The following is a 15,789-nucleotide window of genomic DNA, read 5'->3' on the forward strand; positions in this document are numbered from 1 at the left end:
ATATCTTTATTAGACGTTTGCTATAGTATAGTGAGTAGAGTTACATTTAAAAGGAGAGAGATGAAAACGAAAAGTTTGTATATTTCATCGCTAGCACCTGCGGCCGGTAGTTTGGTCGTAGCGATGGGTATCATGGAGCTTTTAAAAGGACGTCTAGGCAAAGTTGCTTTTTTTCGCCCCGTCGTTGCGGACGACAAAACGGTCGATAAAGATATCGAGTTTATGCTTGAACATTATGCCTTGGGTATGGACGTTCATGAAATGGTCGGTTATAGCGTTCACGAAGTCGAGAGTTTGGTTGCCGAAAACAAATATAACGAAGTGCTTGAAACGCTGATCGATAAATTGAAGAATTTAGAGAGCCGGTACGACTTTGTATTGATTGAGGGATTAAACCAATCCAACTTTTCGCCGACGATCGATTTTGATATTAATCTCTCCATCGCCAAAAACCTTAGTAGCCCTTTTATTAGCGTTTTAAAAGGTAAAGGTAAAAACGTTAAAGAGGTAATCGACGAAATTCATATCGAAGCCGAAGCCATTAAAGCAGCAGGTTGTCAGCACTTTGCGACTTTTGTCAACCGCTTAGGCGAAACGGAATGGGAAGCACTTAAAGAGCTGACGCAAAAAGAATCTTTGCAAGAAGCACCTCTGTACTTTTTACAAGAGATTCCCGAGCTGGATACGCCTACCGTCGCCGAAATTAAAAAAACGTTAGGATGCGTTCATATCTACGGAGAAGAAAAAGATTTACGCCGCGTGGTCAAACAAAGCAAAATCGCCGCTATGAAACTCGATAATTTTTTAGAATACATCGAAGACGGCGATTTAATTATTACCTCGGGCGACCGATCCGATATTATCGTAGGATGCTTAAGCACCGTTTTTTCAAACAACTATCCGAATATCTCGGGTATTTTACTCACTGCGGGCATGATGCCGCACAAGTCGATTAACAAATTGATTGCGGGATTTAAAGATCTTTCCATTCCTATTTTAAGCGTCGACGAGGGTACATTTACCACAGCCGTCAACGTTGCCAACGTTCCTGCACGCATTACGCCGCAAAGCGTACGTAAAATAGCGCTTGCTATGGGACTTTTCTCGTCCAACGTTAATATCGAAGAGATGCATCGCTCTATCAATATGCCTTCTTCCGCAAGCTCGATTACACCGGTAATGTTTGAATACGCCTTGTTCGAAAGAGCACGAAGAGATCGCAAACGCATTGTTCTTCCGGAAAGTAATGACGAACGTATCTTGCGAGCGACGGAGATTTTGCTTCGACGCGACGTTGCCGATATTATCTTACTCGGTGTCGAAGAAGAAGTACGACAGAAAAGTGCTACGCTAGGGCTGGATATTAGCAAAGCGACGATTATCGATCCGCTCAACTCTTCGCTTATGGACTCTTTCGTTACCTCTTTTTACGAGATGCGTAAAGCCAAAGGCTTAACCCTCGAAGTCGCTAAAGACAGTATGATGATGAAAAATTACTTCGGTACGATGATGGTGTATTTGGGACATGCCGACGGTATGGTTTCCGGTGCGATTCATACGACGCAAGAAACGATTCGTCCGGCACTTCAGATCATTAAAACCAAACCGGGTATTTCCATCGTATCAAGCCTCTTTTTTATGTGTTTGGATACGCGCGTTTTAGTTTACGGCGACTGTGCCGTTAACCAAGACCCCAATGCGGAAGAGTTAGCGCAAATCGCTATCTCGTCTGCCGATACGGCAAAAATGTTCGGTATTGAGCCGAAAATTGCGATGCTTTCGTACTCTACGGGAGATTCCGGCAAAGGCGAAGAGGTCGAAAAAGTACGCTTGGCGACCAAAATCGTCAAAGAAGCTCGTCCCGATCTTTTGGTCGAAGGGCCGATACAGTACGATGCGGCAATCGACCCGATCGTTGCAAAAACAAAACTGCCTAATAGCCACGTTGCGGGGCAAGCAACGATTTTCATTTTTCCGGATCTCAACACCGGTAATAACACGTATAAAGCGGTTCAGCGAAGCTCCGGAGCCGTTGCTATCGGTCCGGTACTTCAGGGATTACGCAAACCGGTCAACGACTTAAGCCGAGGCTGTTTGGTTCCCGACATCGTCAATACGGTTGCCATCACGGCAATCCAAGCGCAAAGCGGCGAAGGGGAGGCTCAATGAAAATCTTAGTGCTCAATGCGGGAAGTTCTTCGATCAAATATCAATTGATTAATATGGAAAATTATGCCGTTATTGCCAACGGCTTAATCGAGCAAATCGGAGAAAACTCTTCGCTTGCTCGTATTAAATACCTTGACAAAGAGGGTGCTGAACAAAAAATTGAGCATAAATTGCCGATTCCAAACCATGAAATCGCTTTAAAACTCATGAGCGCGCTTTTGATCGAATCGAGTGCCATTCACGATTTAAACGACCTTGACGGAATAGGGCACCGCGTCGTGCAAGGCGGCTCTTCTTTCCGTGAACCCGTAATCGTCGATGAATGGGTCGCCTCGGAAATCGAACGTTTGATTCCATTGGCGCCGCTTCATAATCCGGGGCATTTAGCCGGTATCAAAGTCTCTTTGGAACAAAGCCCCAGCGTTCCGCAAGTCGTCGTATTTGATACGGCGTTTCACGCGACGATGCCCCCGCATGCTTACATGTACGCAATTCCTTATCATTATTACGAAGATTTAAAAATCAGACGCTACGGTTTTCACGGAACTTCGCATCGTTTTGTCGCAAAAGAGGCGGCAAAATTTATGGGCAAAAAGCTTTCTCAACTTAACGCAATTACCTTGCACTTGGGAAACGGCGCAAGCGTTAGTGCGATTCAAAACGGGCAGAGCGTCGATACTTCTATGGGGTTAACACCGCTTGAAGGATTGATGATGGGAACGCGAAGCGGCGATATCGATCCGGCCGTTTTATTTTACCTTGCACGAAAAGAAGGGTTGGATATTGAAACCTTAGATCGCGTCTTAAACAAAGAAAGCGGTCTCAAAGGCATTTGCGGTATCAATGACATGCGAGAAGTCGGGCAAATGGCAGAAGAGGGTAACGAAAAAGCTCAATTGGCATTGGAGATGTTCAACTACCGCATCAAAAAATACATCGGTGCCTACAGTGCTGTACTAGGACGCGTCGATTGTATCGTCTTTACCGGAGGTATCGGAGAAAATGCCGTCAACGTTCGTGCTAAGAGTTGCGAGAATCTGCAAAATCTGGGTATCGAAATCGATCCGATTCTCAATCAAAAACGTTCTTCGCGTACCATGCAAATTAGCACAAAAGAGAGCTCGGTGACGGTACTGGTCATTCCGACGAACGAAGAGTTAGAGATTGCCCTACAGACGCAAGAAGTCATTTTGGCGCATAAACAAAAGCTTCACTAAAAAAAGACGACATGTAAGAGAAAATCTCTTACATGTCACTTTTACGCTAACATGGTTTTTGCGATAAGATTAATACGTTTTCCATCTGCCACGCCGGCACATTCGCTTAAAATAACCGGCATCAATTTTCCAATCTCTTTCATGGAACTAATGCCTAAAGCGGCAATATGTTTTTGAATAATAGCTTTCAGTTCGTCATCGCTTAATTGCTGAGGCAAATAACTTTTAAGCAGTGAAGCTTCCGCCGTCTCTTTTTCGACAAGATCGTTACGCCCGGCCTCTTGAAACGCGCTAATTGCGTCTTCGCGTTGTTTGAGGGATTTTTGGATAATTTTCATAATATCTTCATCGCTCAACTCTTTGCGCTCGTCAACTTCGATTTGTTTGAGAGCGCTCATTAAAAAGCGTATCGCGTCGCGTTTAAAAGCATCTTTGTTTTTCATGGCTTCTTTCAAGTCGTCTTGAAGTTTCGTTTTCAATTGAGACATCTTTTTCTCCTGTATTCTTACAATGTAAAATGTAAAATATATTTTATAGTTTATATCATAAAAAACGCCCCTAAAAAAGGAGTTTTAACGATAAAAGTACTTTTACAAATACTTAACGGCTATAGACGTGCCCTATTAATATGTCATATTTGTATTGGAAACTATAATTTCCAAACTAATTAATTTGAAGTTTTTATTCGAGATTTAAATGAAAAAACGTTAGTATAAGTCACTTACTTCAATAAAAGCGACGTATCGATGAAATACCCTTTGGATTGTGAAAACGCGTTTAACGACACTTACCTTTTTTGGCTTGTACGATTCATCAGAAATAAGATTACGTCCCTTTCAAATCGACATGTTAAAGATAAGGATCGGCTAGCGTTGATTCTCCAAAAGCTTTCGAAAAATCTCTATTCACTTGAGGCGTTAAAACCGCTTATCAAGGAAATTCGCAATATCGGTATCAACAGTATTCACGTCTATTTTATTCCTCTTGAAAAATTATCGCTCTTTTTAAACACTTACGGAGCTTCCTCAATGCGAGAGATAGACGAAGAGTTATTAAGTGACTTTTTAGCATCCGAAACGGCTAATCTATCGGATGCGACTAAAAAAAACTATCGCATTGCACTCATCTCCTTTTTCGGATTTATCGATAAACAAAATGCAGACGAAACCGGTAATGCCTTTCGATACGGAATCGAGCTCAAAAATTGGGGCGGACTGGGAGGTAAAAGCGGTACGAAACTCCCCTCTTTTATGAATCAGGAAGAAGCTCAACGCTTTATTGAAGGTATCGATGCTTATCCTTTCGATGTCAAATCAGCCGCTCGAAACCGCTTGATTATCAAAGTAATTTTGTATACGGGAATCAGGGTCAGCGAAGCCCTTCATATTCTTATCAAAGATTTTGTCAAAGACGGAAACGCTTACGTAATTCAAGTGAGAGGAAAAGGCAACAAACCTAGAGTCGTCATGATCAAAGAAACGATTATTCAAGAAGATTTACGGCTGTGGCTAGCCTCCAAAACATGTGATAACGGCCTTTTATTTTGCAACCACAAAGGTAAGGTATTAACCCAAGCATACGTCAGTCGACTTGTTGAAAAAATTCTTTTACATGTCGGTATTCGTAAAAATAAAAACGGAGCGCATATGTTACGACATACATTTGCCACGTTGCTTTATCAAAAAAGTAAAGATTTGATTTTAGTACAAGAATCGCTTGGGCATGCAGACATTAATACGTCAAGAATTTATACGCATTTCGACAAAGACCGTCTCACGAAAACAACGGATATTTTTTAAAGAATAGCCGCGTGGATATAAATGCGGCTATTTTTTCAATAAGTGCTTTTTAGAGTCCTAAGCATTGGCGTTTAAAATACTCTTTACCGACTTTACAAAGCGGACAGGCGTTAGGTGCGCGTTTACCTCGATGAATGTGTCCGCATACCTCACAGACCCAAATCTCTTCTTCCTCATCGCTAAAGAAACCGTCTTCTCTCATCGCATCTTGTAAGGCTTTGTATTCGCGTTCATGTTCGACTTCGACTTTACCGATAGCGTTAAAAAGGCGCGCAAGTTCTTTATGTCCTTCGTCTTCCGCAATCTTCGCAAAATTCGGATACATTGTCGTATGCTCGTAGTTTTCGCCCGCCATTGCGCTATCCAAGTTTTTAAGCGTTAATTCCGTTTCCACACCGTCTACGAGTTTATGATACGCTTTAAATTCTGCGCGCGCATGCCATTTTTCATTCTCCGCCGCTTCTCTAAAGTGACGCGCAACCGCATGCCAGCCCTCTTCTTGCGCGATGTCCGCAAAAAGATCGTACTTATTTCTCGCTTGCGATTCACCGGCAAAGGCTTTCATTAGATTGACGGCCGTAAGATCTTCGGTAATACAGCTCATTTCTTGACCGCAACAGGTAAGCTTTCCGCCTCCGACATTTTGCACTTCAACCTCATTACCGCATTTGCTACATTTATACGTTTCGTACTGTCTCATTGTTTCTCCTTTTGGGTTTTGATGATAGTATCTTAGAGCAATTCAACTTACAAAGAAATAAATATCATATAATAAATTTTATTATTTAAAGCATATTTTATGTATTATTATATGTAAAATATGGCATTTTAGCACTTTTTGTACCCATTCGAAAGATTTTTAACGATGCCGTATACGGTAATAACGATCCAAAAAATTTCAATTAGAAACGACCCTAAATTAAAATGAACGTATAGCGAGACGATGAGTGCAACGGCTCCCGTTAAATTTAAAAGCTGATACGTCAAAGAATGCACGTCGCATTTACCGATTTGCAACAAAAAATAAGCAAGAACGATACAGAGCATTCCTCCAAATCCAAGCCATTGAAACAGATCCATCTCGATATGCGCCATTTATAAAATCCCTTTATTTTTAAAAAATGTTTCGATGCTTTTAAGCGAAAACGCCTTATCGTAGGTAAAGAGCTCTTGCCACGTTTTGCCTTCTAAACATGCTTTCGTATCGATGCGGTACTTGCTTTTTGCCGCATGAACAAATTCTATCGCCGCACTCAAAAGTACGGCATACTGTGCCGCCGTTAGATGTTTTAAAAGATCGAACAAACGGTAATAATTGACCATCTTTTTACTTGATTCCTCGCCCATACGTAGCGACCAGATTCGTCCGGCAAATTCGTGCTGATATTCAACGCCGTTTCGCACTTCGAGCGCAAAAGCGCGAAAGCCTCGCATGAGGTCATCTTTGGGAATATAAGAGTCGATAGTATAAAAAAAGAGATAAACGCAAAGCAAGAAGAGTTCTTCCGGGCACGGAGCATATTTTTTAATTTCAGCACACGTCTCTTTTTCAACGCAAAGTTGCATCCGAAGATACGCCAAATGTTTCACACGCCAATTTTCTTTTTCTTCTGCCCTCTTCTGCCACTCGATTAAGGTAGGTCGAGGAATTGAAAAACGCTCTACTAAAGGCTTATAAGAGATTTGCATCGTAAAATCCTTAGTCGAAATACATCATTTTATAATTTTATTTAAAATATTTCAATACTGAAGGCAAAACGCAACCGTGAAGCAAAGAGATGTATATCATTACTTTATTTTATAAAATAATGATATACTGTTTATTAAATCAAATCTGAAAATGTTTCAAAAAAATCGGGTCGTTTTTGACAAGACCTCGTTCAATCAGGCGTTGAATGATCATAGGATCGCATACGGTGTCCTCAGGCCACTCTCTGGTATAGCCTTCAAGTTCCGTTTTCGTCGTTGCATCGATGCCGATCAATTCACCGTCGATAAAAATGTCGCGCAACGCATCGATATTATTAACCGTACGCCAAATCAACATGTAAGCGTTATCGACGTTGTTGGAAGCATCATCGACGATGACAAAAAACTTGATATGCTCTCTAAAAGCTTTAAGGGCTTCAAAAACGTCGTGTGCGTTTCGTTTTTTCTCAATTGCTAAAACACATATCGGCGTCTTCGTATGGATTTTATATTGTTTTAAAGCTTTGACTTCGGGAACAAGCGTGGTAACTTTGAGCCATAATTCTTGATCGCTCAGTAACGTTCTTACGCCAGTTTCCACCGCTTCACCCGTCGCATCGACCCCAAGTTTTCCGCCGAAAAGCGCATTGGGCGAAGCATGATCCAAGGCATCGCAAACGCCTTCGCTGATCAACAATCGTTTGGCACACACACGGTTTAAAATATAATCGCTGATTTGCTCATAATCGTTAAGATCCGGTGCTTTTTCGTCGACAAAAAGCGCATGCTTGACAAAGCTCATCTGCCCTACACCCCAAAACGCATGCATAAACTGTTTGGCATGCCCCGGATAAAGTACGTTCATCTTGGCTAAAATGAGATTATGAAAGACCCCGTTTTCAGGCATATTGTAGTCTATCAGATCAGGTGCGGTGGTCTTGAGAAGCGGTAAAAAAATACGCTCGGTCGCCCAGCCCATGTATTTGTCTTCCAAAGGAGGCTTACCCACTACGGTGGCTTGATAGATCGGTTTTTCTTTAGCGGTAATGCAACTCACGTCCATCACGGGATAAGGCTCTTTAAGCGTGTAGTAGCCCGTATGGTCACCAAACGGCCCTTCGATTTCCATCACGCTTGGATCGACCCACCCTTCAATCACAATGTCCGTATCTTCGGGAATATAAATCGGATTAGTCAACGATTTGACCAAACGCGCGTTTTGATCTTTGATGAAGCCGTAAAGTAAGAGTTCAAACATACCGATGGGCATTGGTGCTTGACCGCACCAAATATACAAAGGATCGCCTCCGATAGCCACGGATACAGGCATTTTTTGCCCTGCCTTTTTGTACTCATGGAAAAAATGTGCGCTGTCTTTGTGAATCTGCCAGTGCATTCCCAAACGATTTTTACTATAGACTTGCAGGCGGTACATGCCTAAGTTTTGTTTCGTACCGTCCAAACTTTGCGTATAGACCTGCCCCATCGTGATAAACGGTCCGCCGTCTTGCGGCCATGTCGTTAAGATCGGTAAATCGTAAAGATCGGGTTCTTGGTAGATTTTTGTTTGACATGTACCTTTTTTGGAAAGGCGTTTTGGAAGTGCGTTTTTAAGGTTGAAAAGCGTTCCGAGCATGCCGAGTTTATCCATAAACGATGAAGGCGGTTTCATATGCATCAACGATTCGATTTGCTTGGCAACCGCGTCGGGATGTTTCCCGAAAATGAGTTCGGTCGCCCTCTTCGAGCCAAAAACATTCATCAACACCGGCATATCAAAGGCTTTTCCCAAACGCTTACTGACGGGTTTGGTAAATAAAAGCGCCTTGGAATCCTCTTTTTTCACTTCAATGTACGCTAAATGAGGAATTTCAAGGTCAATATCAAGCTTATCGTCGATGACGCGTAGCAAATCGTTTTGGCGGAGCAGTGCAATCACGCGTTCCATACGTTTTCCTTAAAAGACTTCGTTGAGTGCCATTGCTTCGGCACGCTCTAAAAGTGCTTTCGCTCCACGCTCCAGCACGCTTTGCGCCAATGCTTTGCCGACGTTTGCATACTCGGCACGTGTCGAGGTGATCGATTCGCTCATCATTTCAGAACCGTCGGGCATTCCTAAAATCGCTTTGACATGTAAGTTTTCGCCTTCAATTTCGGCATTGACTCCGATGGGGACTTGGCAACCGCCTTCCAAAATCGTTACAAAATCGCGTTCTACGCGCGTTTCAATGATCGCATTTTGATCGTTCAAGACCGATACCAAACGTTCAACTTCGGGATCATCGACGATTTCGATACCCAAAGCGGCTTGTCCGGAAGCAGGAATCATCACGTCTTTGGAAATAGGAACAAAATGAGCCACTTCATGTGCCAATCCCAAACGGTTAATGCCGGCACTCGCTAAAATAATCGCGTCAAATTCGCCCTCTTTGAGCTTACGAATGCGTGTATTGACATTGCCGCGAAGGTTTTTGATCACAAAATCGGGGCGAAGTTTAAGGAGCTGCATTCGACGTCTTAAACTCGTCGTTCCGACAACCGCACCGTGAGGTAAAGTCTCCAAGGAGGCGTACTTTTCGGAAAGCATCGCATCGCGCACATCTTCGCGCTTAGTGATAACGCCCAGTTTTAAGCCCTTTGGAAACTCCATCGGAACGTCTTTAAGGCTGTGCACGGCAATGTGCGCTTCGCCTCGAAGCATCGCTTCTTCCAACTCTTTCGTAAAGAGTCCCTTACCGCCGATTTTGGCTAAGGGCGTATCTAAAATTTTGTCGCCTTTGGTCATCATAACGGAGAGTTCGACTTCTAAGCTAGGATGTGCTTTTTCCAGTTCCGCTTTCACGTGTTCGGATTGCCAAAGGGCGAGTTTACTGCCGCGGGTTGCAATGATTAGTTTTTTCATTTGGACTCTTTCATAAACGTTTTATACACTTTTTTCGTATCGTCTTTTTTTCCGTCAATATAAATCGTCGGCGTAGCGTTAACCATCATCGTTTGAGCGAAAGCAAGATCGTCGTTCAAACGCTTGAGAATAGACGCTTGGTTGATCTCTTGGAGCGTAAAGCGTTTGTCGAATGTTTTATTGAAAATATCTAAAATCTTTTGTTCGTCTTTTTCTTGAATATCCAAATACGCCTTATAGACTTTTTGCGTGATCGCTTTATCGCCCTTCTCCTCGGCTAAGAGTATCGCTTTCACCAACGTAGGAGACGCCGGATGAATCGAAAGCGGGAAGTGATAATAAAAAAGTGCAAACGTTTCAGGATTTTTTTGAACATCCTCAATCACTTCGGGTACGAAATCCATGCAAAACGGGCATAAAGGATCGCTAAAGATGACCAACTTATGCGGTGCGTCGAAATTGCCTAAAAGAAGATGCTCTTTATCATAGGCTTTTGCGTCCATATCGAGCGAAAAACGACTTTTAATGCTTCGTTTACTTCCCAACGCCGTAAAATCTTTGCTAAACAACACGCCGTCGGAGAAAACAACGTCGCTAAGCGATACGGTCTTACTGCCGTCTTTAAGCTTCAAATCGATACGCACGAAATAAGCCGTCCATCCGGCGATCTCTTTGAGCGGTTCTTTTTTGACGATCGTCGCTTTTTCAAGCGTATAGTTTTCGTTATTACTCACGGCTTGTTCTAAAAAAGCGAGTACCTTTTGATCGGAGGATTCTTTCTTTTCCGCCGCCGCAAAGAGAGAAAAGTTACTTAAGAGTGCGAGAATCGTCAATAACTTCAACATCGATAATTTCATCGTGATTTCCTTTGCTAAAATGGCGAGGTGTCGTTTTTTCCTCGCCGACATGTAAAAGTTTGGATACAATCAGCGTCATCATAGAGCTAAATTGGAGTAAAAGTCCTACGATATCGCCTAAAAAACCGGGTAAAATCAATAAAATCGCGCCGACGATCGTCCAAAGATTCAAACGTTGAAACGACGACAGGCTAATCTCTCCTTGCATCAAAGCGTTCATGTTCTGCATCAACGTCACGCGCATATTGGCGAGAATGATTAACCCGACCAAGGCGGAAAAAACCATCTCGACAAACGTTGCTACCGCGCCGATCCACGAGGTCATATTGACTGTTACGACCACTTCCAAGAACAGATAGATTAAAAAATATTTCACGCGAGAAGCTCTTTGAGCGCGGCATAAGCGTCTTCTTTTTTGACGACGGTTTTGTCCAATGTTTTGCGCTCGACGATCTCGACGAAACCTTCTTCCAGCTCTTTACCGACAATCAAGGCATACGGAAAACCGATCAATTCGAAATCTTTCATTTTAAAGCCGAAACGTTCGTTGCGATCGTCCCATAAAACGTTCACGCCTTCATCTTGAAGTTTCGTATACATGGCTTCGGCAAATGCATTTTGTGCCTCGTCTTTGCTATTGGAAACAATAATATCTAAGACGTAAGGTGCGGTTTGTTTGTTCCAGATGCATCCTTTATCGTCATGACTGGACTCAATCATCACGGCAACCAATCGGCTTACGCCGATACCGTAGCAGCCCATATAAAACGGTTGTGCTTTACCGTTTTTATCCAAGAACGTTGCACCCATCGCTTTGGCGTATTTTTGTCCGAGCTGGAAAATATGCCCGACTTCAATTCCTTTGGTCACGTGAAGTACACCGCCGCAGCACGCGCATCGATCGTCGGCATGAACGGAGACCAAATCTTTATAACGCTCTTCTTTAAAATTAAACATCGAAACGCCGACGAAGTGGTAATCGACTTCGTTTGCTCCGCAGATCAGATTTTTTGCTTCTTTGAGTTCGAAATCGATGTAAAAACGGACGTTTTCCAAACCGATCGGTCCGATAAAGCCGGCGTATAAACCCGCTTTTTCAACCTCTTCCAAGCTTGCGTCGACCAAATCCAAAGCACCGCACGCATTTTGCGCTTTCGTCTCTTGAAGTTCGTCGTTGCCGCGAACGAAAAAGACGACCACTTCTTCTTTGTCGACATAGATTGCTTTTTTCACGACGGCTTTGATACTGTAAAACGGATCGACTTTGAAAAAATCGCTGACATCGTCAATCGTCTTCATATCGGGTGTTTTAAACTTTCCGAAGTTGGCTTCGGGTGCTTGGGCGTTCGTCGTTTTAGGCGCTCGCTTTGCCGCTTCGACGTTGGCGGCGTACGCACAACTTTGACATACGACGATGTCGTCTTCGCCGTTTTGCGCCAGCACCATAAACTCTTTGCTACCGCTTCCGCCGATGGCACCGCTGTCGGCTTCGACCGCTCGAAAATCAAGCCCCAAACGCGTAAAAATTTTAGTATACGTTTTTTCCATCACGTCGAACTCTTGTTTCATACATGCTTCGTCTTCATGGAAACTGTAACCGTCTTTCATCGTAAATTCGCGCCCGCGAAGCAAGCCAAAACGAGGTCTGGCTTCGTCGCGAAATTTCGTCGTGATTTGATACAAATGAAGCGGAAGCTGTTTGTAGCTGTTAATGCGATTGCGAACGATGTCTACGACCACTTCTTCGTGTGTCGGTCCTAAAACGAACTCATTGTCTTTGCGATCTTTAAAACGGCATAACTCTTTACCGAAAACATCGTAACGCCCGCTTTGTTTCCAGAGTTCCGCAGGCGTTACCACGTCCATTTGGATCTCTTGCGCTCCGGTTTTGTCCATCTCTTCTTTGACGACGTTTTTAATCTTATCAAAGACGATTTTTCCCATCGGTAGGAAGTTATACAGTCCGCTTCCGACTTGCGAGATAAAACCGCCGCGCACCAAGTACTGATGGCTAGGAAGCGTCGCATCTTTAGGCGCATCTTTGGTCGTCGGTGCATAGAGTTTGGAAAATTTCATTTCAGTACTCCCATTTGGTATTCACATTTATAAAGATTGAGTTGTTTGGTTTGGTCTTCGTTAATATCAAAAATATATTGAACCGCTTGTACGATCGTATCGGCTTCGGGTTTTTCGGCGACGTCTTTAAGATTTTTCGTTGCGGAATGTAAAAAAGAGTTAAAGGCGTGGTGCAAGACTTTGGAAACTTGATCTTGTAACTCTTCGGGGATATAGCCTTTTTTTACCGCCCGATCCAACTCTTGCATCGAACAGGTTTTGGCATGGTCTCGAATCTCTTTAATAATCGGATCGACGCACATGCTCTGTAACCATTTAAAAAAGTCCATAGTAGCGCGCCCGACGATACTGTAGGCGACTTTTGCCTGTTCTTCGCGAAGCGACATGTTACGATTGACGATCTCTTCCAAATCGTCGACGGCAAAAACATGCAAATGGGCATGCTCGTTAACGTCGATATCGCGCGGAACGGCAATATCGAACCAATAGCGCGAGAAATCCCTCTCTTCGACCATATCGTCGGTAATCACGCTATGCGGCGCGCCTGTCGCCGAAAAAACCAAACGGTAGCGATTGATAAATTCCGTCAGTTTCGCATACGGTGCTACGGTGGCAAGTTCGCCCAATTCGTTCGCCAACTCTTGCGCACGCTCGATGTTACGGTTAATAATAATTAAATTGACCCCGTTTGCGATCAGATGCTTTGCCGCTAATTGACTCATTTCCCCCGCTCCCACGATCAATGCGGTGAGTCCGCCTAAATTACCGAGCAAATCTTTGGCTTTACTGACCGCAACGCTCGAAACGGAAACGGGACTTTTGGAAATATCGGTACGACTGCGAACCTCCGCCGCACAACGAAACGCATGATGCATCGCGCGACCGAGTTTTTGAGCGCAGAAGTTGTGTTCAAACGCATATTTAAACGCGTCTTTAAGTTGTCCGGCGATTTGGGTTTCACCGATAACCAAGCTGTCTAAAGAAGAGCTGACGGTGAAAAGATGATGAATCGCACCGTTGTCCTCATACACGTCGGCTCTTCCTTCCAAATCTTCTCGTGCGATACCCGATACGTGCGAGAGCAGATCAAAGGTATCGCTTAAAGCGGAAGAGACGTCCGAGACGCTGGCGATGATCTCGACGCGGTTACATGTCGAAAGTAAGATAACCTCGTTCACCGCAGCGCACGCTTTCAAAGCCGTCATAAAATGAATGCTTTTTTCTTCGGAGTTAAACGCCAATTTTTCCCGAACTTTAATATCGGTATTTTTATGGGTAAAACTAACTGTCATATAATGCATTAAAATTTCCTCTCTATCATCTCTCGCATAATCGCGCCGAGTCCTACGTCTTCTTCGTTTGAAATCACATGTAAGGCTTCGTATCCAAGCTTTTTCGCAAACGAAAGGGCATCTTCAAGTCCTTGCGTTTCAGCCATCTTTTGTTTAATCCACGCACTTTGCGTTTCGTCCAAAGGCTTCGCAAACAGTGAAAGCAAAACGGAACGATCTTTTGCGTCTAATTTTCGGTATGTATACAAATAAGGCAACGTCGTCTTACCCTCTTTAAAATCGTTCAAAGAAGGCTTTCCGAGCGTCTCGCTCGATTGGGTAATATCTAAAATATCATCGATAATCTGGAACGCCAAACCCAAGTTTCTTCCGTAAAGAGCGTAAATATCGGGATTTTTGCCTGCAAGAATCGCCGCAGAAGCGGCAGATGCTTCAATTAAAGAAGCGGTTTTTTTATAAATCATGTCCATATAGCGTTCTTCATCCGCATTGAACGCATCGGCAAGTTCAACGTCCAAAAGCTCGCCCACCGAAAGAAGCGAAACGGCGTTAGAGATCGTAAAAGCAATTTTTTGAGGTAAAAACGTCAGTGCACTAAACCCCTTGGAATACAGAATATCACCGAGCATAATTGCGGTTTTATTGCCGAAAAGCGCGTTCAAGGAAGCTTCTCCGCGTCTGGTAAACGCATCGTCGATAACGTCGTCGTGCAGTAAACTCGCGGCGTGAATCAACTCGACGATCGCCGCCAAACGAATAGACTCTTCGCTTGCGCCCGCAATTTTTAAAATCAACTTCGCGCGTAATCGCTTACCTTTTGGAACTTGATGAAACAGTTCAACACTTCTCGCATCTTTTAAAGAGGCGACCATTTCCAGCATCGCATTTTCGACTTTTTCCAGCACGCTTTTCCTACCCTACTCTGTTTTTTTCGGTTTAAACTCTACTTCTATTCTATTGGCTTCATCGGCAATCGAAACATCGATATACGCCGTTTTTCCGGTTTGATTAAAATCGTAAAATTGTATTCGGGCATACGTTTGAGACGTTATCGGATTCACCCCGACAGGCAATAAAGGAACGACGATGTTTTGCAACGGATACTTTTTTTCTAAAATATATTGCGTCGGATAGCCTCGATAGTTGACTAAAAGCGTCAACATATCGTTGGTAAAAAGCGTCCAACGAAGCCGAAGCAAATATTCATTGTTCGGGTTGTCGGCCGTCGGCTTTTTCGTGACCTCTTTATGATTGATAAATACCAACCCCTGCTCGTCTTTTTTCAAAATAAAGCGATGCTCGTACTTGTAAATTTCGGCATCGGCGATGGAAATAACCAGCGCGACGACACCAAACAAAAAGGCTATTTTACTCATTTTGAGTTAATATTTCCCCAACGGCGGCGATAAAAAAGTCGTTATTGCGATTTAAAATCGCATCGGGTTCTTCGACAAGCACGTTTTCAATCGCGCGGTACGCCTCTTCTTCGCCTAATATCTTTTCCAATAAAAGCTCCATAGCACTGAAACGATCGATCGTTTCTAAAAGCTTTTGCTCGACCAAGGTCTTGTTGGCGTGAAAAACAATATCGAAAAATTTACTTTTTGCGGAGCCTACTAAAAAATCGTCTTCGTCTTCATATAACATCGCTGCTTCCTCAAATCGTTAAACGTTCTCTTCGATTATAGCTTTTCTCTTCTGAAAAAGGGCTTCTGCCATACAAGCTTTTTGGCGACGTTTCGACTAACACGGCGTTAGTTTACCCCATTCTTTCGCCATTAATTTACA

16 protein-coding genes are annotated in these 15,789 nt (G+C 43.4%); 3 read left to right on the plus strand and 13 right to left on the minus strand.

Annotation, left to right across the window (positions count from 1 at the left end):
• The first annotated feature begins 60 nt into the window (after window positions 1-60).
• Window positions 61-2,169 (plus strand): phosphate acetyltransferase, encoded by a 2,109-nt coding sequence (pta, locus tag OA34_RS03675; RefSeq protein WP_039672582.1) that lies wholly within the window; start codon window positions 61-63, stop codon window positions 2,167-2,169.
• Window positions 2,166-3,386 (plus strand): acetate/propionate family kinase, encoded by a 1,221-nt coding sequence (locus OA34_RS03680; RefSeq protein WP_039672584.1) that lies wholly within the window; start codon window positions 2,166-2,168, stop codon window positions 3,384-3,386. Before pta ends, OA34_RS03680 begins: the two co-directional genes overlap by 4 nt.
• A 41-nt stretch (window positions 3,387-3,427) precedes the next feature.
• On the opposite strand, the gene OA34_RS03685 is transcribed toward OA34_RS03680, so the two are convergent.
• Window positions 3,428-3,874 carry a GatB/YqeY domain-containing protein gene (locus tag OA34_RS03685; RefSeq protein WP_039672586.1) on the minus strand — a complete coding sequence of 149 codons (447 nt, stop codon included), beginning with the start codon at window positions 3,872-3,874 and terminating at the stop codon, window positions 3,428-3,430.
• A 258-nt stretch (window positions 3,875-4,132) separates the two neighbouring features.
• Between OA34_RS03685 and OA34_RS03690 the strand changes: the two genes are divergently transcribed.
• Window positions 4,133-5,185: a tyrosine-type recombinase/integrase gene (locus tag OA34_RS03690; RefSeq protein WP_039672588.1), complete on the plus strand. Its 1,053-nt coding sequence runs from the start codon at window positions 4,133-4,135 to the stop codon at window positions 5,183-5,185.
• Window positions 5,186-5,234: 49 nt separating this feature from the next.
• Here OA34_RS03690 and OA34_RS03695 read toward each other — a convergent pair whose 3' ends face one another.
• From OA34_RS03695 to OA34_RS03750, 12 genes are all read right to left on the minus strand, one after another.
• Complete coding sequence (locus OA34_RS03695) at window positions 5,235-5,885, minus strand: ferritin family protein (RefSeq protein ID WP_039672591.1); 651 nt, start codon at window positions 5,883-5,885, stop codon at window positions 5,235-5,237.
• A gap of 128 nt (window positions 5,886-6,013) precedes the next feature.
• On the minus strand, window positions 6,014-6,280 hold the full coding sequence (locus OA34_RS03700) for a CBU_0592 family membrane protein (RefSeq protein WP_286682828.1): 267 nt from the start codon (window positions 6,278-6,280) through the stop codon (window positions 6,014-6,016).
• Entirely contained in the window at window positions 6,281-6,874 is a 594-nt protein-coding gene (locus OA34_RS03705) for a hypothetical protein (protein ID WP_039672594.1), read from the minus strand.
• Between the two features lie 139 nt (window positions 6,875-7,013).
• Complete coding sequence (locus OA34_RS03710; RefSeq protein WP_039672596.1) at window positions 7,014-8,822, minus strand: menaquinone biosynthesis decarboxylase; 1,809 nt, start codon at window positions 8,820-8,822, stop codon at window positions 7,014-7,016.
• 9 nt (window positions 8,823-8,831) lie between these two features.
• Window positions 8,832-9,776 (minus strand): hydroxymethylbilane synthase, encoded by a 945-nt coding sequence (gene hemC, locus OA34_RS03715; protein ID WP_039672598.1) that lies wholly within the window; start codon window positions 9,774-9,776, stop codon window positions 8,832-8,834.
• Window positions 9,773-10,633 carry a DsbA family protein gene (locus OA34_RS03720; RefSeq protein ID WP_286682829.1) on the minus strand — a complete coding sequence of 287 codons (861 nt, stop codon included), beginning with the start codon at window positions 10,631-10,633 and terminating at the stop codon, window positions 9,773-9,775. The genes hemC and OA34_RS03720 overlap by 4 nt, the downstream gene beginning before the upstream one ends.
• Window positions 10,584-11,009, minus strand: a complete 426-nt coding sequence (locus tag OA34_RS03725) for an FxsA family protein (RefSeq protein ID WP_039672600.1) — start codon at window positions 11,007-11,009, stop codon at window positions 10,584-10,586. Before OA34_RS03725 ends, OA34_RS03720 begins: the two co-directional genes overlap by 50 nt.
• A complete protein-coding gene (locus OA34_RS03730) occupies window positions 11,006-12,709 on the minus strand; it encodes a proline--tRNA ligase (RefSeq protein ID WP_039672602.1) in 1,704 nt (567 codons plus the stop codon). Before OA34_RS03730 ends, OA34_RS03725 begins: the two co-directional genes overlap by 4 nt.
• Window positions 12,706-14,010: a glutamyl-tRNA reductase gene (gene hemA / locus OA34_RS03735; RefSeq protein ID WP_039672605.1), complete on the minus strand. Its 1,305-nt coding sequence runs from the start codon at window positions 14,008-14,010 to the stop codon at window positions 12,706-12,708. The genes OA34_RS03730 and hemA overlap by 4 nt, the downstream gene beginning before the upstream one ends.
• On the minus strand, window positions 14,010-14,903 hold the full coding sequence (locus tag OA34_RS03740; RefSeq protein WP_502685200.1) for a polyprenyl synthetase family protein: 894 nt from the start codon (window positions 14,901-14,903) through the stop codon (window positions 14,010-14,012). Before OA34_RS03740 ends, hemA begins: the two co-directional genes overlap by 1 nt.
• Before the next feature lie 15 nt (window positions 14,904-14,918).
• Window positions 14,919-15,377, minus strand: coding sequence for a hypothetical protein (locus OA34_RS03745; RefSeq protein WP_039672607.1), 459 nt, complete (start codon window positions 15,375-15,377; stop codon window positions 14,919-14,921).
• Window positions 15,370-15,648, minus strand: a complete 279-nt coding sequence (locus OA34_RS03750; protein WP_039672609.1) for a DUF2018 family protein — start codon at window positions 15,646-15,648, stop codon at window positions 15,370-15,372. Before OA34_RS03750 ends, OA34_RS03745 begins: the two co-directional genes overlap by 8 nt.
• Window positions 15,649-15,789: the final 141 nt, after the last annotated feature.

It is taken from the genome of Sulfurospirillum sp. MES (genome assembly GCF_000789415.1).
Classification (GTDB): Bacteria; Campylobacterota; Campylobacteria; order Campylobacterales; family Sulfurospirillaceae; genus Sulfurospirillum; species Sulfurospirillum cavolei.

Coding starts and splice junctions, on each gene's coding strand:
- pta (WP_039672582.1), top strand. CDS start 61: ATGAAAACGAAAAGTTTGTATATTTCATCGCTAGCACCTGCGGCCGGT.
- OA34_RS03680 (WP_039672584.1), top strand. CDS start 2,166: ATGAAAATCTTAGTGCTCAATGCGGGAAGTTCTTCGATCAAATATCAA.
- OA34_RS03685 (WP_039672586.1), bottom strand. CDS start 3,874: ATGTCTCAATTGAAAACGAAACTTCAAGACGACTTGAAAGAAGCCATG.
- OA34_RS03690 (WP_039672588.1), top strand. CDS start 4,133: ATGAAATACCCTTTGGATTGTGAAAACGCGTTTAACGACACTTACCTT.
- OA34_RS03695 (WP_039672591.1), bottom strand. CDS start 5,885: ATGAGACAGTACGAAACGTATAAATGTAGCAAATGCGGTAATGAGGTT.
- OA34_RS03700 (WP_286682828.1), bottom strand. CDS start 6,280: ATGGCGCATATCGAGATGGATCTGTTTCAATGGCTTGGATTTGGAGGA.
- OA34_RS03705 (WP_039672594.1), bottom strand. CDS start 6,874: ATGCAAATCTCTTATAAGCCTTTAGTAGAGCGTTTTTCAATTCCTCGA.
- OA34_RS03710 (WP_039672596.1), bottom strand. CDS start 8,822: ATGGAACGCGTGATTGCACTGCTCCGCCAAAACGATTTGCTACGCGTC.
- hemC (WP_039672598.1), bottom strand. CDS start 9,776: ATGAAAAAACTAATCATTGCAACCCGCGGCAGTAAACTCGCCCTTTGG.
- OA34_RS03720 (WP_286682829.1), bottom strand. CDS start 10,633: ATGAAATTATCGATGTTGAAGTTATTGACGATTCTCGCACTCTTAAGT.
- OA34_RS03730 (WP_039672602.1), bottom strand. CDS start 12,709: ATGAAATTTTCCAAACTCTATGCACCGACGACCAAAGATGCGCCTAAA.
- hemA (WP_039672605.1), bottom strand. CDS start 14,010: ATGCATTATATGACAGTTAGTTTTACCCATAAAAATACCGATATTAAA.
- OA34_RS03745 (WP_039672607.1), bottom strand. CDS start 15,377: ATGAGTAAAATAGCCTTTTTGTTTGGTGTCGTCGCGCTGGTTATTTCC.
- OA34_RS03750 (WP_039672609.1), bottom strand. CDS start 15,648: ATGTTATATGAAGACGAAGACGATTTTTTAGTAGGCTCCGCAAAAAGT.